19 protein-coding genes are annotated in these 24,199 nt (G+C 51.5%); 16 read left to right on the top strand and 3 right to left on the bottom strand.

Going from position 1 to position 24,199, the window contains the following annotated elements; genetic code table 11:
- The first annotated feature begins 135 nt into the window (after positions 1 to 135).
- From fbp to NT073_RS11375, 10 genes are all read left to right on the top strand, one after another.
- On the top strand, positions 136 to 1,137 hold the full coding sequence (fbp, locus tag NT073_RS11420; RefSeq protein WP_297373100.1) for a class 1 fructose-bisphosphatase: 1,002 nt from the start codon (positions 136 to 138) through the stop codon (positions 1,135 to 1,137).
- 114 nt (positions 1,138 to 1,251) lie between these two features.
- Positions 1,252 to 2,007, top strand: a complete 756-nt coding sequence (locus tag NT073_RS11415) for a rhamnogalacturonan acetylesterase (RefSeq protein WP_297373098.1) — start codon at positions 1,252 to 1,254, stop codon at positions 2,005 to 2,007.
- A 31-nt stretch (positions 2,008 to 2,038) separates the two neighbouring features.
- Complete coding sequence (locus tag NT073_RS11410; RefSeq protein WP_297373096.1) at positions 2,039 to 3,025, top strand: alpha/beta hydrolase; 987 nt, start codon at positions 2,039 to 2,041, stop codon at positions 3,023 to 3,025.
- Between the two features lie 174 nt (positions 3,026 to 3,199).
- Positions 3,200 to 3,901 carry an NUDIX domain-containing protein gene (locus NT073_RS11405; RefSeq protein ID WP_297373094.1) on the top strand — a complete coding sequence of 234 codons (702 nt, stop codon included), beginning with the start codon at positions 3,200 to 3,202 and terminating at the stop codon, positions 3,899 to 3,901.
- A gap of 201 nt (positions 3,902 to 4,102) precedes the next feature.
- Entirely contained in the window at positions 4,103 to 5,737 is a 1,635-nt protein-coding gene (locus NT073_RS11400) for a ribulokinase (RefSeq protein WP_297373092.1), read from the top strand.
- A 121-nt stretch (positions 5,738 to 5,858) separates the two neighbouring features.
- A complete protein-coding gene (gene araA / locus NT073_RS11395; protein WP_297373090.1) occupies positions 5,859 to 7,349 on the top strand; it encodes an L-arabinose isomerase in 1,491 nt (496 codons plus the stop codon).
- Between the two features lie 5 nt (positions 7,350 to 7,354).
- Positions 7,355 to 8,896 (top strand): alpha-L-arabinofuranosidase C-terminal domain-containing protein, encoded by a 1,542-nt coding sequence (locus NT073_RS11390; RefSeq protein ID WP_297373088.1) that lies wholly within the window; start codon positions 7,355 to 7,357, stop codon positions 8,894 to 8,896.
- A gap of 91 nt (positions 8,897 to 8,987) precedes the next feature.
- Positions 8,988 to 9,686, top strand: coding sequence for an L-ribulose-5-phosphate 4-epimerase (locus NT073_RS11385; RefSeq protein WP_297373804.1), 699 nt, complete (start codon positions 8,988 to 8,990; stop codon positions 9,684 to 9,686).
- Positions 9,687 to 9,843: 157 nt separating this feature from the next.
- Positions 9,844 to 11,007 carry an aldose epimerase family protein gene (locus NT073_RS11380; RefSeq protein ID WP_297373086.1) on the top strand — a complete coding sequence of 388 codons (1,164 nt, stop codon included), beginning with the start codon at positions 9,844 to 9,846 and terminating at the stop codon, positions 11,005 to 11,007.
- A 165-nt stretch (positions 11,008 to 11,172) separates the two neighbouring features.
- The gene (locus tag NT073_RS11375) at positions 11,173 to 11,982 is read left to right on the top strand and encodes a class I SAM-dependent methyltransferase (protein WP_297373084.1); all 810 of its coding nucleotides are present in this window, start codon (positions 11,173 to 11,175) and stop codon (positions 11,980 to 11,982) included.
- 62 nt (positions 11,983 to 12,044) lie between these two features.
- Here the strand turns inward: NT073_RS11375 and NT073_RS11370 are convergent, their stop codons facing one another.
- Together NT073_RS11370 and NT073_RS11365 are read right to left on the bottom strand one after the other, a co-directional pair.
- Positions 12,045 to 13,160 carry a D-TA family PLP-dependent enzyme gene (locus NT073_RS11370; protein WP_297373082.1) on the bottom strand — a complete coding sequence of 372 codons (1,116 nt, stop codon included), beginning with the start codon at positions 13,158 to 13,160 and terminating at the stop codon, positions 12,045 to 12,047.
- Between the two features lie 3 nt (positions 13,161 to 13,163).
- Positions 13,164 to 13,640: a RidA family protein gene (locus tag NT073_RS11365; RefSeq protein WP_297373080.1), complete on the bottom strand. Its 477-nt coding sequence runs from the start codon at positions 13,638 to 13,640 to the stop codon at positions 13,164 to 13,166.
- Positions 13,641 to 13,862: 222 nt separating this feature from the next.
- On the opposite strand from NT073_RS11365, the gene NT073_RS11360 reads away from it, so the two are divergent.
- Positions 13,863 to 14,660: a rhamnogalacturonan acetylesterase gene (locus tag NT073_RS11360; protein ID WP_297373079.1), complete on the top strand. Its 798-nt coding sequence runs from the start codon at positions 13,863 to 13,865 to the stop codon at positions 14,658 to 14,660.
- A 147-nt stretch (positions 14,661 to 14,807) separates the two neighbouring features.
- Complete coding sequence (locus NT073_RS11355) at positions 14,808 to 16,106, top strand: HAMP domain-containing sensor histidine kinase (RefSeq protein ID WP_297373077.1); 1,299 nt, start codon at positions 14,808 to 14,810, stop codon at positions 16,104 to 16,106.
- On the opposite strand, the gene NT073_RS11350 is transcribed toward NT073_RS11355, so the two are convergent.
- Positions 16,103 to 16,567, bottom strand: a complete 465-nt coding sequence (locus NT073_RS11350) for a response regulator (RefSeq protein ID WP_297373075.1) — start codon at positions 16,565 to 16,567, stop codon at positions 16,103 to 16,105. The genes NT073_RS11355 and NT073_RS11350 overlap by 4 nt on opposite strands.
- Positions 16,568 to 16,971: 404 nt before the next feature.
- Here NT073_RS11350 and NT073_RS11345 point away from each other — a divergent pair, with 404 nt between their 5' ends.
- From NT073_RS11345 to NT073_RS11330, 4 genes are all read left to right on the top strand, one after another.
- The gene (locus tag NT073_RS11345) at positions 16,972 to 17,733 is read left to right on the top strand and encodes a hypothetical protein (protein ID WP_297373074.1); all 762 of its coding nucleotides are present in this window, start codon (positions 16,972 to 16,974) and stop codon (positions 17,731 to 17,733) included.
- Positions 17,734 to 17,735: 2 nt separating this feature from the next.
- Entirely contained in the window at positions 17,736 to 20,507 is a 2,772-nt protein-coding gene (locus NT073_RS11340) for a carboxypeptidase-like regulatory domain-containing protein (RefSeq protein ID WP_297373072.1), read from the top strand.
- A gap of 115 nt (positions 20,508 to 20,622) precedes the next feature.
- On the top strand, positions 20,623 to 21,738 hold the full coding sequence (locus NT073_RS11335) for a DUF4249 domain-containing protein (protein ID WP_297373070.1): 1,116 nt from the start codon (positions 20,623 to 20,625) through the stop codon (positions 21,736 to 21,738).
- A 38-nt stretch (positions 21,739 to 21,776) separates the two neighbouring features.
- On the top strand, positions 21,777 to 24,167 hold the full coding sequence (locus NT073_RS11330) for a hypothetical protein (RefSeq protein ID WP_297373069.1): 2,391 nt from the start codon (positions 21,777 to 21,779) through the stop codon (positions 24,165 to 24,167).
- Positions 24,168 to 24,199 lie beyond the last annotated feature (32 nt).

Raw genomic sequence — 24,199 nt, 5'->3', positions numbered from 1 at the left:
GCCCCTCCTAAAACAGAAGGGGGTTGGGGGTCTATTTCAGCGGTTCAATACATTATTTACCCAATACTAAAACCTGGATAACTGGAAACACTCAAGCTATGTAAATCAACTCCTTCCGTTTAAACAGCCATCCTCATGGAAATCACCGCTTCTCACCCATTGGCATTACCCGTTGGTGTAACTCTAGACCGGTACATCATGCACCGGCAAACAGCTTTCCCCTATGCCACCGGCGAACTATCGCAGTTACTGCGCGACATTGCACTGGCCGGAAAAATCATTCACCGGGAGGTGAACCGGGCCGGTCTCATCGACCTGACGGGGGGCATGGGCGTTCAAAATGTTCAGGGGGAGAGTCAACAAAAACTGGACATGATTGCCAATATCCGCTTTAGCCGGGCGCTCAAAAACGGGGGTGAAGCCTGCGCCATTATCTCGGAAGAAGACGAAGACATTATTTTTACCGGCAACAATAACGGCAAATATGTGGTCGCCATTGACCCGCTGGATGGCTCGTCAAACATCGACGTCAACGTATCCATTGGCACAATATTTTCCATTTATCGACGCGTAACAGCCATTGGCACGGAGCCCTCTCTGGCCGATTTTCTACAGGGAGGCCGTCGGCAGGTGGCTGCGGGCTATATTCTGTACGGCTCATCCACGATTATGGTCTATACCACAGGGCACAGCGCCAACGGCTTTACCTACGACGCGTCTCTTGGAGAATTCATCCTGTCGCACCCTGATATTCATAGCCCCGCCGATGGACAAACGTACTCCTGCAACGACGGCAATCTGGCGAGCTACGAGGACGGTATCCGGGAGTATTTGACCAGCTGTCGTCAGAAAGAGTACACTGCCCGGTATATTGGCTCGTTGGTGGCCGACTTTCACCGTAACCTGCTGAAAGGGGGCATTTACCTGTACCCGCCCACCCAAAAGTCCCCAACGGGTAAGCTGCGTTTGCTCTACGAAGCCTTTCCGCTCGCGTTTCTGGCCGAAAAAGCCGGTTGCCTGGCTACGTCGGGGCACCAGGCTATTCTGGACATTAAACCAACGAGTCTGCACCAGCGTACTCCGCTGTTCATTGGTGCCCCTGTTATGGTTGAGAACCTGATGGGTTTTCTGCGATAGTCTCCTGCCTGAATCGCTGTTATCATAAAGCCTTTGCCGTCTTGCAGAATGGCATTCCCTGTACGTCCACGCTGCAAGACGGCCAATTCTACACCCACTTATACTAAAAAACGTATGCCCTACCCGTTCAGATTCAGTGCGCTACTGTTACTTGTCGTTTTAGGCTCGTTTACGACCCCGCCCGTTAAAATCACCGTTTACCTTATTGGCGATTCAACAATGTCGATTAAGCAGGTGAAGGCGTACCCCGAAACGGGCTGGGGAATGCCGTTTGCCTATTTTTTCGACGAGAGCGTTACCGTCGATAACCGCGCCCAGAATGGACGCAGTACCCGAACGTTTATCGAGGAAAATCGATGGCAGTCGGTGGTGGGTAACCTCAAAGAAGGTGACTATGTGTTCATTCAATTCGGGCATAACGACGAGGTAAAGAGTAAAAAGAGCTACACGACGGAGGATGAATTTCAGAAAAACCTAAATCGCTTTATTAGGGAAAGCCGGTCTAAAAAAGCCATTCCGGTACTGCTGACACCCGTTGCCCGGCGTCAGTTCGACACCGCCGGAAAGATTGAGGATACGCACACTGTTTATGCCGAACTGACCCGCTCCGTTGCCCGATCCACAAACGCTCCACTTATCGACATGAGCCGGCAAAGTATGGACGTGCTCCAGACGTTCGGTCCCGAAACCTCCCGACTACTGTTCCTTCAGCTGGCCCCGGGTGAGCACCCAAACTACCCCGATGGCAAAGAAGACAACACGCATTTCAATGAACTCGGTGCCCGAAAAATGGCCGAACTGGTGCTGTCTAACATCAAATCCCTGCAACTCGACCTGGCAAATCGAATTGTGAAACCCCAGTCCAAATAGGGCTGGTATTATGTACACTAGTGATTTAGTCATGGTAAAAAAGGCCCTGTTCTTACTCTTGTATTATTTATCGGAGGTATCTCTCCTAGCTCAGCCAGTTAACGGTCTGACGGGCGTTCGAGACACATCGTTTGCGGTTTGGAGCACGTATCAAAAATTAAAAACCCAGTACCCGACCATTCAGATCGTAAAGCCGGGACTGCCGCCAGGTGTCAAAGCCGCCGAAAACATTGCCTACTGCCAGCGTAATGGCCGTTCGTTATACCTGGATGCGTATTATCCAGCCCAAACAGCCCGTGCTAAAGGGCGTCCGGCGGTGCTGTTGATTCATGGGGGCGGCTGGCGTTCCGGCGACCGTTCTCAACAGGTTCCGATGGCGCAGTATCTGGCGGCAAACGGTTATGTGGCTGTAACGGCCGAGTACCGGCTCTCGACCGAAGCCCTGTATCCGGCGGCCGTTCATGACCTGAAAGCAGCTATCCGGTGGCTACATGCCCATGCGCAGGTGTTCGCCATTGATACGACCCGGCTGGCGGTGCTGGGGTGTTCGGCGGGTGGGCAGTTGGCGGCTCTGCTGGGTGCTACCAATGGCGTATCGGCGCTGGAAGGCAGCGGTTGCGCCGATGGACATTCGAGTGCGGTACAGGCGGTAGTCGATGTGGATGGGGTGCTGGCTTTCGACCACCCGGAGTCGGCAGAAGGAAACGACAGTAAATCCATCTCGGCGGCTACGTACTGGTTTGGTGGCCCCAAAGCCCAAACGTTGACCTCTTGGCATGAAGCGTCGGCACTCACATATGCCCGGCAACAAACTGTACCGATTCTATTCCTCAACAGTTCAGCCGAACGAATGCACGCCGGACGTGATGACCTGCAAAAGCAGCTGGATGCCCGGGGTATTTACTCAGAAGTACACACGTTTGCCGATGCCCCTCATCCCTTCTGGTTGTTTCACCCTTGGTTTAAGCCCACGATGACGTATACGCTTGACTTTCTCAAAAAAGTGTTCAAAATATAGGTTAGACGCGTTCATTCATAGCCTTACCCTCCTTACCGACCATCTTCATCTACTGCGAGATTCAGAAGAAGTTATAAGTAGGTTTCCGGAAAACCATATTTTTTCCTATTTAGCGGCTCAAACTGCTATTCTTACGAAAATACCAGTAGTCCATTACATCCCTGCTATTGTCTAATGATTCATTACACGCATCCAAACAGAATACTTGTTGCTTTAGACTGTATTATATTCGGGTTTGATGGCGAAGAACTTAAGTTACTGCTAATCAAGCGAAATTTCGATCCGGAGCGGGGAAAATGGTCATTGATGGGCGGTTTTTTGAAGGAAGATGAAGACCTTGAATCCGCAGCGCAACGCATTCTGTTTGATCTGACGGGCATCACAAACACTTACCTGGAGCAATTGCAGACCTTCGGAGCCGTCAACCGCGACCCCGTAGAGCGAACAATCTCAGTCGTTTATTATGCGTTGGTCAATATTCAGGATCAGGATCTGAATGCCATTCGATCCCACAATGCCTCCTGGATTGGTCTCAATGAGAAGCCAAACCTGATTTTTGACCACAATACGATGGTTGAACAGGCCCTTCACCGGCTACGGTACAAAGCAGCGCTGCATGCCATTGGCTTTGAATTGATGCCGGAGAAATTTACCATCCCGCAGCTTCAGAAAGTATATGAAGCCATTTACACCAAGCAACTCGACCGACGCAATTTCAGTCGCAAGATCCTGTCTACCGATCTTCTCATTGGCACAGGCGAAAAAGACACAGCTTCGGTCACCAAAAAAGGGCAGCTGTACCGGCTCAATGCAGAAAAGTATCAGCAATATCTCACCGACTACGTGAGTTTCTTCCCAGAGTTGACCCTGGCATAGTAGACGGCCCGAAATCCCTGCTTTGGCATACGCAGACGTACGAAATACCTCCACCCTTTAGAAAAATAAGTAAGCTTTCTCATGGAATCAGCTAATATTGTAGTAGTATTGTGTCAGATACACACTATTCCAGAAATAGCCATTCTATGTTGAATCTGCACACGAATTTTAGTCCATTCGGCAGTTCGATCAATTTCTACCATGACTGATTCCTATGTGATTGGCGTTGACTTCGGTACTGACTCGGTCAGGGCGCTGGTTGTCAATGCCCAGACTGGCGAAACCGCCGGAACCCACGTCCACGAATACGCCCGCTGGAAACAGGGTCTTTACTGTAATCCAGCCACTTCTCAGTTCCGGCAGCACCCGCTCGACTACCTCGAAGGGCTGGAAGCAACCATTACCGGAGCACTGGCCAACGTTTCGGAAGACGTTCGAAAAGGGGTTGTTGGCATCTCCATCGACACCACCGGCTCTACACCCGGCCCGGTCGATGAAACGGGACTTCCCCTCGCCCTTCGGCCCGATTTTGCCGAGAATCCCAACGGAATGTTCATCCTTTGGAAAGACCATACGGCCAATGCGGAAGCGGAAGAAATCAACAACCTGGCTCACCATTGGGATACCGATTACACGAAGTATGTAGGCGGCATTTACTCTTCCGAGTGGTTCTGGGCCAAGATGCTCCGTACCTTGCGCGTCGATGAAGCCGTTCGGGAACACGCCTTCTCGTGGGTGGAGCACTGCGACTGGGTGTCGGCGGTGCTTACCGGTAATACCAACCCGCTGACCCTCCGCCGGTCGCGTTGTGCAGCGGGACATAAAGCCCTCTGGCATAGTGAGTTCGACGGCTTACCCTCCACTGAATTCCTAACAAAACTCGACCCGCTGCTGGGTGGTATGCGCGAGCGACTATTCGCCGACACGTTTACCTCCGACCTGCCCATGGGTAAGCTGTCGGCAGAATGGGCCGACAAATTAGGACTACCCACGGTTGTTGTTGTTGGGGTTGGGGCCTTCGATGCGCACATGGGAGCCATTGGGGCCGAAATTGAGCCGTATGCCTTCGTCCGGATCATTGGTACGTCGACCTGCGACATTTTGATGGCTCCGAACGAAGAGATTGGTCACCGGCTGATTCGCGGCATTTGCGGACAGGTAGATGGGTCAGTAGCGCCGGGAATGCTTGGGCTGGAAGCCGGGCAATCGGCCTTTGGCGATGTTTACGCCTGGTTTGCCCGCCTAATTACCGGCCCCGTTCGTGAATTGCTGGGCAACGAAGCGGCCGACAACCTGTCGAAGCAGTTGATTCCGCACCTGTCGGCTCAGGCGGCCAAACTACCCGTTACGAAAAACGATCTGATAGCCCTTGACTGGATTAACGGACGCCGGACGCCAGATGCCAACCACACGCTCAAAGCCGCCATTTCGGGGTTGAATCTCGGCACCGATGCACCGATGGTTTTCAAAGCGCTGGTGGAAGCTACTGCTTTTGGGTCGCGGAGCATTGTGGAGCGTTTTATTGAGGAAGGCGTCCCGATCAAAAAAGTAATTGCCATTGGTGGCGTCGCCAAAAAATCGCCCTTCGTGATGCAAACCCTCGCCGATGTGCTGAACAAGCCCATTCAGGTAGCCAGCGCCGATCAGGCCTGTGCATTGGGAGCGGCCATGTGCGCAGCTGTGGCGGCTGGTGTTCATCCAACGATGGAAGCGGCCCAGAAAGCTATGGGCTCGGGCTTCGACGCCGAATACCACCCCCGTGCCGAACAGGCCGCTACGTACGAAACGCTGTATCAGAAGTATCTGAAACTAGGTGAATTTGTGGAGAATAAATAAGGGCCATTTTTCGTGGTGTCGGGATTTACGTGGTGCTATTTATATGTGGTGTCGGATCTGAAGACCCGACACCACTACACCACCGCTCCGGCGGCTTGGTCCGTTCTAAAAAAATAAACTAATGATTGATTTGAAACAATTTGAAGTCTGGTTCGTCACGGGAAGCCAGCATTTATACGGCGAAGAAACACTTCGTCAGGTAGCTGAACATTCGCAGGTTATTGCCCAGTCGTTCAACCAGTCGACGACCATTCCGGTACGGGTGGTTTACAAGCCTGTGGTCAAAACGCCGGATGAAATTTACGCCATTTGCCAGGAGGCTAACGTAGCCTCTAACTGTGTCGGCATTATCACCTGGATGCACACGTTTTCACCCGCTAAAATGTGGATTCGTGGCTTGTCGGTTCTAAAAAAGCCTCTGCTGCATCTGCACACCCAGTTTAACCGCGACATTCCGTGGAGTTCCATCGACATGGACTTCATGAACCTCAATCAGTCGGCCCACGGCGACCGGGAGTTTGGCTTCATCATGTCGAGAATGCGGCTGAACCGTAAAATCGTGGTTGGTTACTGGGAGCAGGACGAAGTGCTGGCCAAGATTGCCGACTGGAGCCGCGTTTCGGTAGCGGCTTACGAGCTAAAAACGATGAAAGTCGTGCGCTTCGGTGATAATATGCGGCAGGTAGCCGTAACCGATGGCGACAAAGTGGCGGCTGAGATCACCTTCGGCATGTCGGTGAATACGCATGGTATTGGCGATCTGGTGGCCGTTATCAACCAGATTTCCGACGCAGAAATTGACCGGTTAGCAAGCGAATACGCGGACAGCTATACGCTCATGGACTCGCTGCTTCGCGGGGGGGCTCAGCACAGCTCGCTGCGGGATGCTGCCAAAATAGAACTGGGATTGCGGGCCTTTCTGAAAGACGGCAACTTCACGGCCTTCACGGACACGTTTGAAGACCTGCACGGCATGGCCCAGCTGCCGGGTATTGCAGCCCAGCGATTAATGGCCGATGGCTACGGATTTGCGGGTGAAGGCGACTGGAAAACGGCTGCCATGGTGCGTACCCTGAAAGTGATGGCCTCCGGTCTGGCGGGTGGCAACTCCTTCATGGAAGATTACACTTACCATTTCGACCCGTCGAATCCGTTAGTATTGGGTTCCCACATGCTCGAAATCTGCCCGTCCATTGCCGCCGACAAACCAACCTGCGAGATTCATCCGCTGGGTATTGGCGGTAAAGCCGATCCTGTTCGTCTGGTATTCAATGCGCCCGCCGGTCCGGCCATAAACGTGTCATTGATCGACATGGGCAATCGGTTCCGGCTGCTCGTCAATGAAGTTGAAGCTATCGACGTGCCCGAAGCGCTGCCTAAACTACCCGTGGCGCGGGCCATCTGGAAACCCATGCCGGACATGCAAACGGGCTGTGCCGCCTGGATTCTGGCGGGCGGTGCGCACCATACCGTGTACAGCCAAAACCTGAGCACGGATCATATTGAAGATTTCGCCGACATCTTCGGCGTTGAACTGGTTGTCATTGATCGCAACACCAACCTCCGGCAGTTGAAGAACGAGCTGAGATGGAGTGAAGTGTATTACAAATAAACTCCATGAAAAAACAGATCTTTACCCTTGCGCTTGCCTGCCTAACCTTCGCGGTATCAGCGCAGAATAAAGTGACTATCAACGCCGGAGACGGCAAAACGGTCATTAATAAACATATTTATGGACACTTCGCCGAACACCTGGGCAGAAGTATCTACGATGGTTTTTACGTTGGCGAAAACAACACCAAAATCCCCAATAAAAACGGTGTTCGGCTGGATGTTGTCAATGCGCTGAAAAAGATGAAAATCCCGAACCTGCGCTGGCCAGGGGGCTGCTTTGCCGATACCTACCACTGGAAAGATGGTATCGGGCCGAAAGCGAAACGCCCCAAAATTGTGAACACCTGGTGGGGAGGTGTTACGGAAGACAATAGTTTTGGTACGCACGACTTCCTGAATATGTGTGAACTGCTTGGCACTGAGCCGTATCTGGCCGGAAACGTGGGTAGCGGCACCGTGCAAGAATTATCGGACTGGGTCCAGTACGTCAATTTCGAGAAGAACAGCCCGATGGCGAACTTACGTCAGCAAAATGGTCGTCAGGCTCCCTGGAATGTGAAGTATTGGGGCGTAGCCAACGAAGCCTGGGGCTGTGGCGGCAACATGAAACCAGATTATTACGCCAACCTGTATCGCCAATACAGCACCTTTATGAATAACAAGGTGGGCGACGGCAAGATTTTCCGGATTGCTTCGGGAGCCAGTGACAATGACTACACCTGGACCGAAACGCTCATGAAAAACATTCCATCTACCATGATGGAAGGGCTGGCCATGCACCACTACTCGGTGCTGTCGTGGGGCGAAGGCAAGAAAAGCTCGGCGACTCAGTTTACGGACCAAGAGTACTTCAAAACGATGCAGCAGGCCCTGCTGATGGACGAACTGATCGAGAAACATTCAGCCGTGATGGACAAGTACGATCCGGAGAAGAAAGTGGCCCTCATTGTCGATGAGTGGGGCGGCTGGTACAATGTGGAGCCGGGCACCAATCCGGGTTTCCTCTATCAGCAAAACACCATGCGGGATGCCGTACTGGCCGGGTCCACCCTCAACATTTTCCACAAACATGCCGAGCGCGTACGCATGGCCAATCTGGCTCAGGCCATCAACGTGCTACAGGCGGTGATCCTGACCAAAGGCGACAAAATTCTGCTGACGCCAACGTATCACGTGCTGGAAATGTACAACGTACACCAGGATGCTACTCTGCTGCCGGTGAGCGTAAAAACCGACGATTTCACGTTTGAGAAAGAAAAGCTGCCCGCTGTTTCGGTGTCGGCTTCACGCGACAAAGCCGGGAAAGTCCATATTTCGCTTGTGAACATCGACCCGGCCAAACCGCAGGAAATTTCTGTGGATTTGAACGGTCTGAAAACGTCCGGGCTAACAGGCCGCATCCTCACTTCGGCTAACGTACGCGATCACAACACGTTTGAGAATTTAACGAAAATTAAGCCGGTTGCTTTCAACGGTGCCAAACTTAGCAGCGATAAACTGACCGTGACCCTGCCTCCGGTATCGGTGGTAGTGCTGGAACTTTAATTTTGAATGATAGAGTGAGTGAATGCTGGAATGGCCCAAGAAACTATTTCATTATTCACTCATTCTATCATTTACTCATTCAAAATTCATGATGTATACATCCCTAAAAGAAGAATGTTACGAGGCTAATATGCAACTTCCCAAGCTGGGGCTGGTGCTGTTTACATTCGGGAATGTCAGCGCGGTTGACCGCGAACGGGCTGTGTTTGCCATCAAACCAAGCGGAGTTCCGTACGAAAAACTGACGGCCGACGATATTGTCATTTGCGATTACGAGGGTCGTGTTGTAGAGGGCCGGTTGCGGCCCTCATCAGACACAAAAACCCACGCGCTGCTCTATAAAACATGGGACACCCTCGGCGGTATTTCCCACACCCACAGTACCCATGCTGTAGCCTGGTCGCAGGCGGGCATGGATATTCCGATTTTCGGAACCACACACGCTGACCATACTCATCAGGATATTCCCTGTGCACCGGCGCTGACCGATGAGATGATTCAGGGAGATTATGAGCATGAAACGGGCCACCAGATTTTTAACTGCTTCGCCGAAAAGGGGTTGGTCCATACGGAAATGGAAATGGTCCTGCTCCAAAATCACGGGCCATTTACGTGGGGCAAATCGGCCGAAAAAGCCGTTTATAACTCCGCCGTTCTGGAAGAACTCGCCCGCATGGCCTACCTGACGCTACAGATAAACCCGAACACTCCCCGCATTAAAGACACGCTCCGGCTTAAACACTACGAGCGTAAGCATGGCAAAAATGCGTACTACGGCCAGGGCTGCTAACCTCTTTTTATAGTATGAAAAGGCCTCGTTAACCTTTACGAAGGGGGTTCCCATTAAATAAGGCACGAAAAAATCTTTGTGCCTCTCCTTTACCTCTGTGAATCTCTGTGACGAAACGTGACATAACATGACCAAACCCCTTAACCCTCAATAGTTCATGAAGTTTTTGCCTCAACTCGTATCGCTGGCCCTGTTAACTGGTTGCTTAACTATGACCTCCTGTTCATCAAAAAAAGAAAACGAATCCGCTGATCAGAAGCCGGGTATCGAAAAAACAACCTACGGACAACTTCCCGATGGTCAAACGGCTGATCTCTATACCCTTCGCAACGCAGACGGTATGACAGCCCAGATTACCAACTATGGCGGCATCATTGTAGGTCTGAAAACGCCCGACAAAGACGGCAAGTTTGAGGATGTTACATTAGGGCAGGACTCGCTGTCGAGTTACGTAAAGAACAACCCTTATTTCGGCGCGCTGATTGGCCGGTATGGCAACAGGATTGCCAAGGGGAAATTCACTCTCGATGGCAAGACGTACAACCTGTTCATCAATAACATGGGCAACCACCTGCACGGTGGTAAGGTTGGTTTTGACAAAGTACTCTGGACGGCTACCCCGGTCGATGGCGACGAGCCCGCACTTAAGCTGGCCTACACGGCAAAGGATGGCGAAGAAGGCTACCCCGGCAACCTCTCGGTGGAAGTAACGTACACGCTGCAAAAAGACAATGCCCTTAAGATCGATTATAAAGCCACAACCGACAAACCAACGGTGGTGAACTTGACTAACCACACGTACTTTAACCTGACGGGTGGAGCCAAGCGCGATATTCTGGACCATGTGGTAACGCTCAACGCCGATAAGCTGATCGCCGTAGACCAGACGCTGATTCCGACCGGCGAACTGAAGCCTGTAGCGGGTACTCCGTTCGACTTCCTCAAGCCATCGGTTGTGGGGTCGCGCATTAACGACTCAACGGATATCCAGATCAAATACGGCGGTGGATATGACCACGGCTGGGTGCTGAACGGTTCCGGTGACTCATTGAAGCTGGCCGCTACCGTTTACGAACCGACATCGGGCCGGGTTATGGAAGTACGCACGACGGAGCCCGCCATACAATTCTATACCGGCAATTTTCTGGATGGCAGCGTTACCGGCCGGGAAGGATTCCCGTATAAAAAACGGTACGCCCTCTGTCTGGAAACCGAACACTATCCTGATTCGCCAAACCATCCGGCTTTTCCGACCACAGAGTTGAAACCTGGCCAGACGTACAAATCCACGACTATTTATCAGTTCTCGACTAAAAAGTAACCGTTACAGATTGAACACAGAGGCACAAAGTACACAGAGGAATCAGCCCCGAAACCTCTGTGTACTTTGTGCCTCTGTGTTGGTTAATGGTTATGCGTAAGTAGCCTACCGCCAATCCATACCCAATAACCAATACCTATTAATCAAAACCCATTACCCATTAACATGACAAATCAACCTGGTACGGACCGGGCAATGATGCCGACCGGCCATAATCCTGTTCTTGAACGGAGAACCGTCGAAAACGCAAACCGTAATCTACTGAAGTATTTAAGGCCAGGCCTGTCTGTTCTCGATGTCGGCTGTGGCTCGGGGGCTATCACCCGCAGCATTGCCGAAAAAACTGGCCCTACCGGAAGCGTGCTCGGCATAGACCCGAACAGAAGTTTGATTGAGCTAGCCCGGCAGCAGGCAGGTGATACACCCGGTCTGAACTTTCAGCAGGCCGACGTGTATGCATTTGATACCCCCGAACGTTTTGATCTGATCACCTGCGCCCGAACGCTTCAATGGTTGACTCAACCCGAAGCCGCCTTACGTAACATGAAGCGGTTTGTGAAGCCCGGCGGGCATCTGGCTATCCTTGACTTTAACCACGAAAAAATTTCCTGGATGCCCCAACCACCGGGCGCTATGCAATTATTTTATAACGCCTTCCTGAACTGGCGACAGGATGCCGGTTTTGACAACGCCATCGCCGACAACCTGAAGACACTTATGCACTTCGTTGGTTTTGATTCCGTAGTGGTTGAAAAACAATTCGAGATAACCGACAGAAATGACCCGAACTTTAGCGTAGCCAGTCGGTTGTGGGCCGAAGTGGCCGAACTCCGGGGCCCTCAGCTGGTGCAGGATGGGTATCTTACTGAAGAGCAGCGGCTAGAAGCCATCAGCGACTATGATACCTGGATTGCTACCGTTGGTGAGTCAATGACCGTGTATTTGTTAGCGGTTGAAGGACAGCAACCGCTATAGTTTGACAACCTGGTCGTGGTGTGGTGTCGGGTTCTCAAACCCGACACCACATCACGACCAGCTTATATTGATATCACCCGGTCGCGGGAGACAGTACGCCACTCGCCCGAAAGGGTTCCATTTTCAACCGTATAAGCCCGTTCGTAGAGGGCGACGGTTGGGCAAATGTGGTGGGGCAAGCCGTAGAGTACATCCCCTACCTTATAGGAATGACCTTCACCCGCTTCCACAACCAGATGCTCCTCACTCTGCCCAATAGCCTTCAGTTCAGGGGCATTCAGGAAGGTGATCCGCTGGTTCAATTCACCTTCGGCGGCAATGGATTTATGGCCAACGTCCAGGCAGACTTTGGTAGTATCGGGCAGGGAAATAACCCGCGTCACGACCAGACTTGCCGGCAAAAACGGCTGCTCAGCCAGCGTAGACTGATACCCTTTATCCCAGTAAATAAATGTACCGGGGCTGCACTCCACATCGGGCCGTTTGGCGTGAATTGGGAACGTCGGACTACCGCCTACCACAAGAATGGGTTTGCCCAGTCCACGGGCTGCAATCGTATCGCTCAGCAGTTTGACGGGCCAAAAGGCGGTGTCGCACTGGGTCGTTCGAACGGCCAGATTCGGGTCGCGGAGATGTCCATCGTACGCATGAAGGCCCATTGGCCGGATACCCGGCAAGGACGACAATTCAGTGTACAGAGTCAGTACGGCCTCTCCGGGTACCATGCCCGTGCGGTTCATGCCCACATTCAAATCGATATAAACAGGCATGACTATCCCGGCTCCCACGGCCAGTTCCGAAAGCTGGCGGGCAGTGGTCACGTTATCGACCAGACAGGAAAATACCGTTTCGGGGTACGCCTTTTTAAGACTCAGCAGCCGGTGCATCTTGGCTTCATTTGGCTGGTAGGCCAGCAGCACATCGGGCGCCCCGATCGACGCCAGCATTTCGGCCTCGGCAATCGTAGCGCATTTGAACTTACGAATACCGGCATCTATCAACAACTGCGAAGCCTCCCGCGACTTACTGGTTTTGACGTGCGGACGCAACCGATCGACGCTGTCAATAGATCGAACCAGCGAGGCAATATTCTGTTTCACCCGTTCGGGATAAATCACCAGGGCGGGCGTATCGAGTTGGGTAATGTCGGCAATCGAATACCAGGGTGTTTGTTCCATAGATCAGACCAGCTCGAATAAGGCTTCTATTTCGACCGGAATATTATCAGGAAGTGAGCCCATACCCACCGCCGACCGTACGCCGATGCCGTTATCAGGTCCCCAAACGGTGGAGAACAGTTCGCTGCATCCATTAATGACATAGGGATGACGGCCAAAATCGGACGTGCAGTTGACCATACCAAGCACTTTAATGACGCGCTTCACCCGATCAAGGCTACCCAGGTTGGTACGAATGGTCGATAAAATAGTCAGCCCAACCTGCCGGGCGGCTAGTTTACCCTGTTCGATATCCATATCGTCGCCAATACGGCCAATGATCAGGCTCTTATCATCCTGAACCGGCCCATGTCCGGAAACGTACAAGTATTTACCGTCAATCAGATAGGGCTTGTAAACGCCGAGCGGCTGTGGCGCAGGGGGTAATGTAAGACCGGTATCAGCAAAGTTTTTTTCGGGCGAAGGGCTGTCAGCTTGCATACTTGAGTGAACTGTTAATAACAACGTTAAATTAGTAGGTCTGCAAACTTAATCGAATACCGGGTTATTTTACCAGAACCGAGCCAACAGTTCGAACAGATTACCGGATTTACGGCGCTACATCATAACAATATACAGTCCAATCCGATTAAATAGCTACCAAACAAGCTATCCCCAATGTCCCGACGTTTGAAAAAATATACCATCCGGCAACACACATATATGAAACCAGCAACGGCCATCACACTATTACTTGTCAGCGCTTGTCTCTGGATTGCCGCCATCATTCCACAGAAACCAACGCTCTACCTGATCGGCGATTCGACCGTAAAAAACTCCAGCGATAAAGGTGAGGGCGGCATGTGGGGCTGGGGCCATTTTATCGACGCCTATTTCGATACAACTCGAATCAACATCGAGAACCATGCCATCGGAGGCCGAAGCAGCCGGACCTTCCTGACCGAAGGTCGCTGGGAGAAGATCCGGACAACGCTCAAACCCGGCGACTTTGTGATGATGCAGTTTGGCCACAATGACGCCAGCCCCATCAATGACACGCTGCGGGCAAGAGGAACGATAAAAGGCACTGGCGAAGAAACACAGGAGATTGACAACCTGATCACTAAAAAACATGAGGTAGTGCACAGTTACGGCTGGTACCTTCGAAAGTACGTGACCGAAACCAAAGCCAGAGGGGCCACTCCCATCGTTCTTTCGCTGGTGCCGCGTAACGGCTGGAGAGATGGCAAAGTCGTTCGGGGAGCCGATAATTACGGCAAATGGGCGTCTGAAGTGGCAAAGGCTGAAGCTGATGGTAAACTAAAAACCTATTTCATTGACCTCAACGAACTCGTTGCCCGCAAATACGATGTCGTGGGCGACTCGGCCCTGTTGCAGGCTACTTATTTTGTAAAAGATAACATACACACTAATGCAGCAGGGGCGAAATTAAACGCAGCCGCTGTGGTAGACGGCCTTAAGCAGCTAAAGTCCTGCCCGCTCAACCTCTACGTGAAGTAACAAACGGGCTGTAACCGAACGGGCACATGGGTAACCTGTCTAGCTAATTCTGACAACTAGCTACCAGTATCGGACGAATTCTTCTCTTCTATACTTAAACAAACCGTACGTATAGAAGTTGGATTTTCACACGACCCATACACGCCAATGACTACACGATCTTCTGATAATCCGCAACCCCTAGCCGAATTAGTTTCGTACTTTTTCACCCGCCGGGAAGCTATCCTGAACAACTGGCGCATCGCCTGCGAAAACGACACGTTCCTGGGCAAGATATCAACCTTAAGCCGGGACGAGTTCAACAACCTGATCCCAATCGTTTTAACTATTCTCGAAAAACGTCTGATGAAGGAACCGGAAGACGTTGATCCGGCCATCGCGGCTACGTCGCACGGGTTACACCGCTGGCAAAAATCGCATGCGCTGCTGGAAACGATTCGGGAGTTGAACCATTTTACGCAGATACTCTACAATGAACTGGAAGCCTTTCATGTCCTTTTCCCAAAAACGGAAGCCCGATTTCTTCTCCAGGTACACCGCCTGATTGCTCAGTTCATGAGTGAAACGATTGATGGCAGTGTTCAAAAATACGACGAATTGCAACGGCTGGAAGCAGCAAACCGTGCTTCTTCGTTACAAAAAGTGATCGATCAGATGACCGAGCTATCTCATGTACGCGGTACCATGCTCCGTACCACGTCGCATGACCTGCGGGGTAGCTTTGGGATTATAAATAGCGCGGCTCACCTCCTTAAAATGGACGGACTGAGCCAGGAAGAACGTGATCAATTCCTGGAGATGCTGAACCGAAACCTGACCAATGTGCAGTCCATGCTGGGAAACCTGACGGATTTATCGCGACTAGAGGCCGGTGAAGACATGTTACAGATTCAAACGATTGACGTTGTCGGATTGGTAAAAAAACTTGTTGACGATGCATTGCCCCTGGCTAACGAGCGTGGCCTGATACTCACTGCCGACGGACCGGAATTAATCACAGCGCAAACAGACCCCGCCAAGCTTCATCAGATTGCCTTCCATCTTCTTCAGAATGCCCTTCAGTACACCTCGTCGGGGTTCATATCAGTATCCTGGATTACGGAAAATGATTTTCACTGGATTTTAAGCATTCAGGATTCAGGAGCGGGCATAAGCGGTAATCTGGCGGGTTTGTTAACGAAACAGCTCAAACCCAATGTGGAGCCCGTCAGCGTGATGTCGCCAGATCAGAGCGACCCAGTTTCGGTTCTCCCAAAAAACGATCATTCTATACCGGAGGGACCTGTGCTAGCGCAGACAGCCGATAATTCAACACATCGGGAAGGGGTTAGCCTTCAGCTTGTTAAACGATTATGTGAACTACTGGACGCCAGTCTGGAAATTGAAACAGAGGAAGGGCGAGGTAGTTTATTCCGCATCCGTTTTCCTGTTCATTATAATAACTAAATAGGCAGACTCACCGTTTGCCACCAATATTGCCGCAAAGCCTGAAAATAAGCAAGCCATTGCTGAAAACTGCCCGGCTTGACGATGTAGGAGGTAGCTCCCAGATCGTAAGAAGTCTGAATATCTTCGGCTTGGTTGGAATAACTTAGCACCGTTACGGGAATAAGCCGGTAGGGCGAACTGCTTTCTTTCAACAGCTGTAATACTTGCCAGCCATCATCACGCAGGGGGAAATAAAGATCCAGTAAAATCAGGCGAGGTAGACTTTCTTTGGCTTCCTTGCAACTTTTGAGTTGATTTACGGCCTGTTCCCGCGTAGACGCAATCAGTAGATGAGCGTCGGGAATCGACTCCTTCAGTACCGTTTGGATCAATGAACAGTGATCTGGGCTATCATCGATTAACAAGATTTTAGCCCCCCTGTGCGTACGCCCACTAGGGGCTTTTGTTCCATCGTTCATTCTGACTGCAATTGAGGTATAGGCTCAACGAATAGATAACAGGCTGGCTGTTGTGAAAACAGATAGTTGGCTGTACAGTACTTGTCAGAATGACTATCCGGGCTTAAAACTGGCAAAACTACCTTAACATACCAAATGTTAGTAGGCATATTATTACTTCACAAAGAGCGGCCGCCCGCTGATTTTTTAGATAGACTGGTATATCTTAGCAATAAGTAAACCATCTGGCCCGCAAACGCCTACCGCACCCATAGTAACGTATTTTCGAGCAGGTTTTAAGGGGTTTACGTATAGTTTGTACCGTATAGAAACTGCTATTGATAAAACAGGCATCAATTCATTAATGGCATTTGAGTAGAAAAAAGCCGATTTTGTATTCCTGTAACAAGTATGTTAACATATTAATGAGTTATAAGCTACCCCTTTACCTCTCCCGAAAGATGCATTATTCGCTTGTCCTGTTTCTTATTGGCTGGCTGACAACTCAGGCTACAGGACAAACACTCACACCCGATAGTACTTTCAGGCAACTTGCCCGTAATCAGGCCATACGTGCTTACGAACGAGACCTCCGCGAACAGGCCCATATCTATGAAGGCAATGAGTACATTACGCACGACCACCGCATTAAAGTGCATCCATTCTTCGCCGTCGATAGTCTGTTATCCGGCACGATTATGTACAGGGGCGCGCAGTACTCGGATATAAAGATGCTATACGACATTGTTCGCGACCAGCTGGCCATTCAGCCGCCGGGGGGTGGATTTCGGCTCAGGCCGCGCAACGACTACGTAGCATCTTTTACTATTGGCGGACATCAGTTCATGCGCATCGTAGGCGATAGCGCAGCCGGTGTATCCACGGGTTTTTACGAAATCCTGCACAATGGCCGTCTGAAGGCACTGGCCCGCCGGGTTAAAGTGATTCATGAAGATATTTCGAGTGGTAAGTACCAGGCAGATTACTTGGTAAAAGACCGGTTTTTTATCCTGAAAGAAGGAGTTTATTACGAGGTAAAATCGAAGCGTTCGCTGCTTAACGTATTTCCTGAACAGGCCAAGCTGCTGCGCAAATTCATGCGATCAAACGGCCTTAAATTCAATGATGAGAAACGCGAAGAAGCCATTTCACAGGTAACAAACCGGTACGAAGACCTACTGAAGTAACTATGATTCAACTTTACCGGACAACGCTCCTTTTCATCGGATTGCTTTGCTTCCTAACAATGGCTTTTGGCCAGACTCCCACCGATAAACCCATTAGTGGCGACTTTTCGAATACCTCCTTTACGCAGTTTGTTCAGCAAGTTGAAGCACAGTCGCCTTACCGCTTCTTTTATAATCCTACCGATGCCGACAGTATCCGCATTGATATACGGGTTGAGAAACAGCCGCTGCGATCTGTTCTTCAGCAACTGTTCAACGGCACAAAATATGGGTTCTCCATCGATGACCAGCAGCGGGTTTATATCACCACAACCCGACCCATCCGGACCGAACTACCGATTGGCTTTTTCGTGCGCGGACGGTCAGACACCGGGGCCGACTCGACTCTGGCGGGCTACCTGACCGAAAGCCAGAAAAAACAGGTGGAACCGGAAACAAAGGTCTACGAAATTGGCAAACCGACAACGCCCATTCGTCCGGGCCGGGCTACCTTGGCAGGGTATGTCCGTAATGTATCATCGGGCGAACCCATCGTGGGCGCTGCCGTTTATCTCGACAACCCGCGCATTGGCACCATCTCCGACCAGTTCGGCTATTACTCCATCACACTGCCACGTGGTAAACATGACCTGAAGCTGCGGAGTATTGGTTTGAAAGATACCCGACGCCGGATTATTCTCTATACCGATGGCAAGTTCGACATCGAGATGGAAGACGATGTTATTGCATTGAAAGAAGTAGTGATCGAAGCCGAAAAAGACAAGAATATTTCGGGCCTTCAGATGGGTCAGGAGCGGGTCGATATTAAAAGCATCAAGCAAGTCCCTACGGCACTGGGCGAAGCCGATTTATTACGGGTTATCCAGACGTTGCCGGGGGTAAAAACCGTAGGGGAAAGTTCCACCGGACTCAACGTGCGCGGGGGCGCTACGGATCAGAACCTGATTCTTTACAACGACGCCACTATTTATAACTCGTCGCACCTGTTCGGTTTTTTCTCAGCCTTTAACCCGGATATGATCAAAAGCGCCGAACTCTACAAAAGTGCCATTCCATCGCGGTTTGGTGGTCGGCTGTCGTCGGTACTGGATGTTCAGACGCGCGATGGCAACAAAAAGAAATTTGTCGGCTCGGGTGGGATTGGCCTACTCACCGGCCGTTTAACGCTGGAAGGGCCGATCTTTAAAGATAAAACCTCGTTCATTGCCGGGGTCCGCTCGTCGTATTCCGACTGGCTGCTAAGGCAGCTCCAGAATGCGTCGTTCCAGAAAAGTCAGGCGCAGTTCTACGATATCAACCTGCACATCACCCACGAAGCCAACGAAAAAAACACCCTGTACCTGACCGGTTACATGAGCCGCGACCAGTTCAAGCTTAATAGCGATACGTCGTACCGGTATCAGAACCAGACAGCGACGCTGAAATGGAAGCACGTCTTCAACAACAAACTGTACAGTGTTTTTACGGGCAGCTACAGCGGTTATGAGTATGACGTGGCGAGTGAAAAAAACCCGGTGAACGCCTACCAGCTCGACTTCGCCATCAAGCAGTCGCAGATAAAGGCTGATTTCAACTATTACCCGACCAACCAGCACGCGGTAGACTTTGGTATTAGCAGTACCCATTACCGAATCTCGCCGGGCAATTTTCAGCCCAAAGGCCGTGAGTCGCTGATTTTGCCCAACGTTGTGTCGACAGAGCAGGCACTGGAAAGCGCCGTGTATATTGGCGACCGATTCGACATTAGCCCCCGGCTGTCAATTAGTGGCGGGTTGCGGTATTCGATCTACACCTATCTGGGACCGAATTCGGTTTATCAATACGCAGCGGGTCTGCCCAAGTCGGTGAACACCATCATTGACACCCTGGCCTACGGAACCAACAAAGCCATTTCGACTTACCAGGGGCCGGAATATCGGATAGCCATTCGGTATGCGCTTTCCAACACGGCTTCGGTGAAAGCCAGTTTTAACCGGACCCGGCAGTACATTCAAATGCTTTCAAACACGACGGTCATCTCCCCCACCGACATCTGGAAACTCAGCGACCCGAACATCAAACCACAGGTTGGCGATCAATATGCCGTGGGCATCTACAAAAACAACCGGACAAACACCATCGAGCTATCCGCAGAGGCTTATTACAAAACCATGCAGAATCTGCTCGATTACCGGGGCGGGGCTTCGCTGATTTTGAACCACCATATCGAAACCGATGTGGTGCGGGCAGAAGGCATGGCCTATGGCATCGAACTGCTGGCAAAAAAAATGACGGGTAAGTTGAACGGCTGGATAAGTTACACCTACGCCCGAACCCTCCTGCGCACCAACGGGCTGAGTAGCAGCGAAACCATTAACCAGGGCAATTTCTACCCGAGCAGCTACGACAAACCGCATGATTTTACGATGATCAGCAATTACAAGATTAACCGCCGGTTTAGTCTGTCGTTGAATTTTACCTATAGCACGGGGCGCCCCATTACACTGCCGGTGGGCAAATACACCCTCGATAATGCCGCCAGACTGCTGTATTCGGAGCGCAACCAGTACCGGATTCCGGATTACTACCGCGCTGATTTTGCCATGAATATTGAAGGCAACCACAAGGTTAAAAAGCTCGCGCATAGCTCCTGGACGATCTCCGTCTATAATCTACTGGGGCGGCACAACGCGTATTCGGTGTACTTTAAATCGGAAAATGGCCGGATTAACGGGTATCAGTTATCCATTTTCGGCAATCCAATTCCGTCAATTACGTATAATTTCAGATTTTAAAGGTGGCCACGGAGATGCACCAAGATACACGGAGATACACAGAGAGAAGTTTTCAAAAGATTCTCTGTGTATCTCCGCGTTCCTCCGTGAATCTCTGTGGCCCAAGTCCTCTACTATGAAAAACTTAGCTATAAAAATACTATCCTGGTTTTTGGTTTTGCTCGTTGGCGGGTGTGTTGACCCGTACCGCCCGCCCGAAGTGGCGTCGCCCAACAGTTATCTGGTCGTGAATGGATTCTTCGACAGTGCACCGGGCGCGCCCACGACCATTCGCCTGTCGAGGACGCAGAACCTGGCCGATACCAAAGCGCCTACCGTCGAAACCAAAGCGATCGTGACGATTGAGAGCCAGAACAAGGCCGTTTACACCCTCGCCGAAGGCACCGCTGGTACCTATACGCTGGCGGGTGTTACGCCCCAAACGGGTGAGAACTACCGGCTGCACATCCGCACGGCCAAAGGAGTCGAGTACTTCTCAGCCTACGTACCTGTTATTCAGACGCCCCCGATTGACAGCATTAGCTGGCGGAAGGAAAACAATGGCGTGCAGATCAACGTGAACACCCACGACCCAACGAACAACACTCGGTACTACCGCTGGGAATTCGATGAGACGTGGGAGTATTACTCAGCTTACACATCCACCTATGAGCTGATTAACAACGAGCTTGTCAGCCGCGCCTTACAGGTCGATCAGTGCTGGAGCAACGCCAGTTCAACCAATATCATGACCACATCGACTACCCGCCTGAGTCAGGACGTGGTAAGCCAATTTCCCCTGACGTTTATTCCCGGCAGTTCGATAAAACTGGGCGTTAAGTACAGCATACTGGTTCGGCAGTTCGCGTTGAGCCAGACGGGCTTCGACTACTACGACCAGCTCGCCAAAATAACTCAAAACATCGGCTCCATTTTTGACCCGCAACCCTCGCAGATCACCGGTAATTTGTATTGCGCTACTAATAGCAATGAACTTGTGCTGGGTTTCTTCCGCGTGGGTTCGGTGGTAACCAAACGACTCTTTATCAGTCGGTCGCAAATCCCGGATTACCGGGCCATTACGGGTTATGAAAGCTGTACGACGGATACGCTCACCCTGGCTGAAATCCGCAAGGATCAACCGGCGGTCATCACCATGTACGACATGACGCGCTACCTGACCACTTCCACGTTTTGTGTGGATTGCCGACTGCGGGGTGGTGTTATCAAAAGACCTGACTTCTGGCAGTAAGAACCAGCCACCAAACGACCTCCCCTATGCCTGTTTCTATGCTACGCGTATTTTTCACCCTGCTTTCCCTCGTTCCGGTGCTGTTATGGGGGCAGTCTATGCCATCGGGCAAGGGGCCTGTACAGTCGTTTGAGCAATACCGCCAGCAAACGCTCCAGGAAAAGCTGTTTGTCCATACCGATCAGGCGTTTTACCTCACCGGCGAAACAATGTGGTTTAAGGTCTATTACGTCGATGGCTCACGTCATCAGCCGCTCGATGTAAGTACAGTCACGTACATTGAATTATTGGACAAAGAGAAAAAGGCAGTGCTGCAAACCAAAGTCGCGCTGAACCCGGAAGGTGGGAACGGCAGCCTGTTTTTGCCGTCGTCCCTAAGGTCGGGTAATTACCTGTTGCGTGCCTACACAAGCTGGATGAAGAACTTCAGCGCGGACTTCTTCTTCGAAAAAACCCTGACGGTCGTTAATCCCTTCAAGCCGCTGGGTCTCCCGCTGCTCCGCGAAACGACGGAGTACGATGTTGCGCTTTTTCCCGAGGGTGGTAATCTGGTGCGAGGGCTTCCCGGTAAGGTAGCGTTCAAAGTAGCCGATGCCTCGGGGCGGGGGGTAGCCGTGCAGGGCTGGCTGGTGTCCGGGCAAAATGATACCCTTGCCCGATTTAAGTCCCATAAATTCGGCATCGGCACGTTCAGTCTGACGCCGGATGAACAGGCGTACCGGGTCGTTTTCCGGGATGGACAAGGGCGCATCGTTTCCCGCCCTTTGCCCCCGGTGTATGACCAGGGCTATACCCTGCACCTTGACGAAAGCAGTACCGAACGACTAACCCTTACCGTTCGTACCAATGTGCCAGAGGCTTCGTCCATCTTCCTGTTTGCGCACACCCGAAACGACATAAAAGTTGCAGAAGGTCGGTCTATTCAACGGGAAACAACCTTTTCGATCGACAAAAATGTACTGGGTGACGGCATTTCTCACCTGACCCTTTTCAACGCCGACGGCAAGCCCGTTTGCGAGCGGCTGTATTTTAAACAACCTGCGCAGCTGCTGGCAATTACCCTGAAACCGGACCAGCCTTCGTATGCATCCCGGACGAAAGTAACGCTGGACGCATCCGTAGCCGCTACGGCTCTGGGCCGCCAGACGAATTTATCGATGGCGGTTTACCGAGTCGATTCACTGGCCGAAACAGCTTCGGGTAACTTGCTGAGTTATTTATGGATGACCTCCGACCTACAGGGCCGGATCGAATCGCCCGACTACTACCTGCAACCCGGCAATGAGGGCGTAACACTTGCAACGGACAACCTGATGCTCACGCATGGCTGGCGCCGGTTCCGGTGGGAGGATGTCCTAGGCAACTCCGCGCGGGGAAAGCAACCGCTCAAACCTGCATTCACTCCGGAACATAACGGGTTGCTCATTAAGGGAACTATAACCGATAGCCTGACCGGAAGGCCGATACCAAATATTGTTACGTACTTATCATCGGCCGGTAAACCCGTTCGATTGTATGTATCGCGAAGTGACTCGTCGGGCAGAATTCGCTTCGAGATGCAGGACTTCTACGGCGCCCGAAACATCGTCGTCCAGACCAACCCACAGGACAGTCTGTATAAAATAACGATTACTAACCCCTTCTCAGGCACGTTTTCAACTACGCGCTTGCCCGCACTTTCCGTATCTGAATCGAAAACCAGCCAACTACTCAATCGCAGTGTTGCCATGCAGGTCCAGTCTACGTACTGGGGCGATCGGGTTATCCAGTACCAATACCCGGCAGTCGACAGCTCGGCGTTTTACGGAAAACCCGGTGAATCGTACCTGCTGGATGTGTACACCCGTTTTCCGCGTATGGAGGAGGTTTTGCGGGAGTATATTCTGGGCGTGATGCCCCGGAAAAAGCAGGGGCACTTTCGGCTTTATGTACCGAATGAGCCCTACCGGACAACTTTCGAGGACCCGTCGCTGGTTATACTCGATGGCGTACCCCTGTTTAATATGGACAAAGTCATTGAATTCAGCCCGCTGAAAATTAAGCAGATCGACGTCATTACCAACCAGTTTTTTATTGGTCCGGCCTTGTTCCCCGGCGTTATCAGCTTCATGACGTACAAAGGCGATCTGGCCGGTTTTCCACTCGACGCCCGTTTGCTGAAACTGGATTACGACGGACTTCAACTGCAACGGGAATTCTATTCGACCCGTTACGACACGCCCCGGCAGCTCACCAGCCGACTGCCCGATGGACGAACTCTCTTGTATTGGAACCCAAATTTAAAAACCGACGCTCAGGGCAAAGGCCGTGCCGAGTTTTACACGTCCGACCAGACCGGCACCTACGTTGTCGAAATAAATGGCTTAACCACCGATGGACAGGCTGGCAGCCAACGAGCGCTGTTTGAAGTAAAAAACAGCCCCAAGTAGGTGAGTACAGTACGGCCATGATGGGTACGTTG

Source organism: Spirosoma sp., assembly GCF_026391055.1.
Classification (GTDB): Bacteria; Bacteroidota; Bacteroidia; order Cytophagales; family Spirosomataceae; genus Spirosoma.
This window is presented reverse-complemented; position numbering and strand designations above follow the sequence as displayed.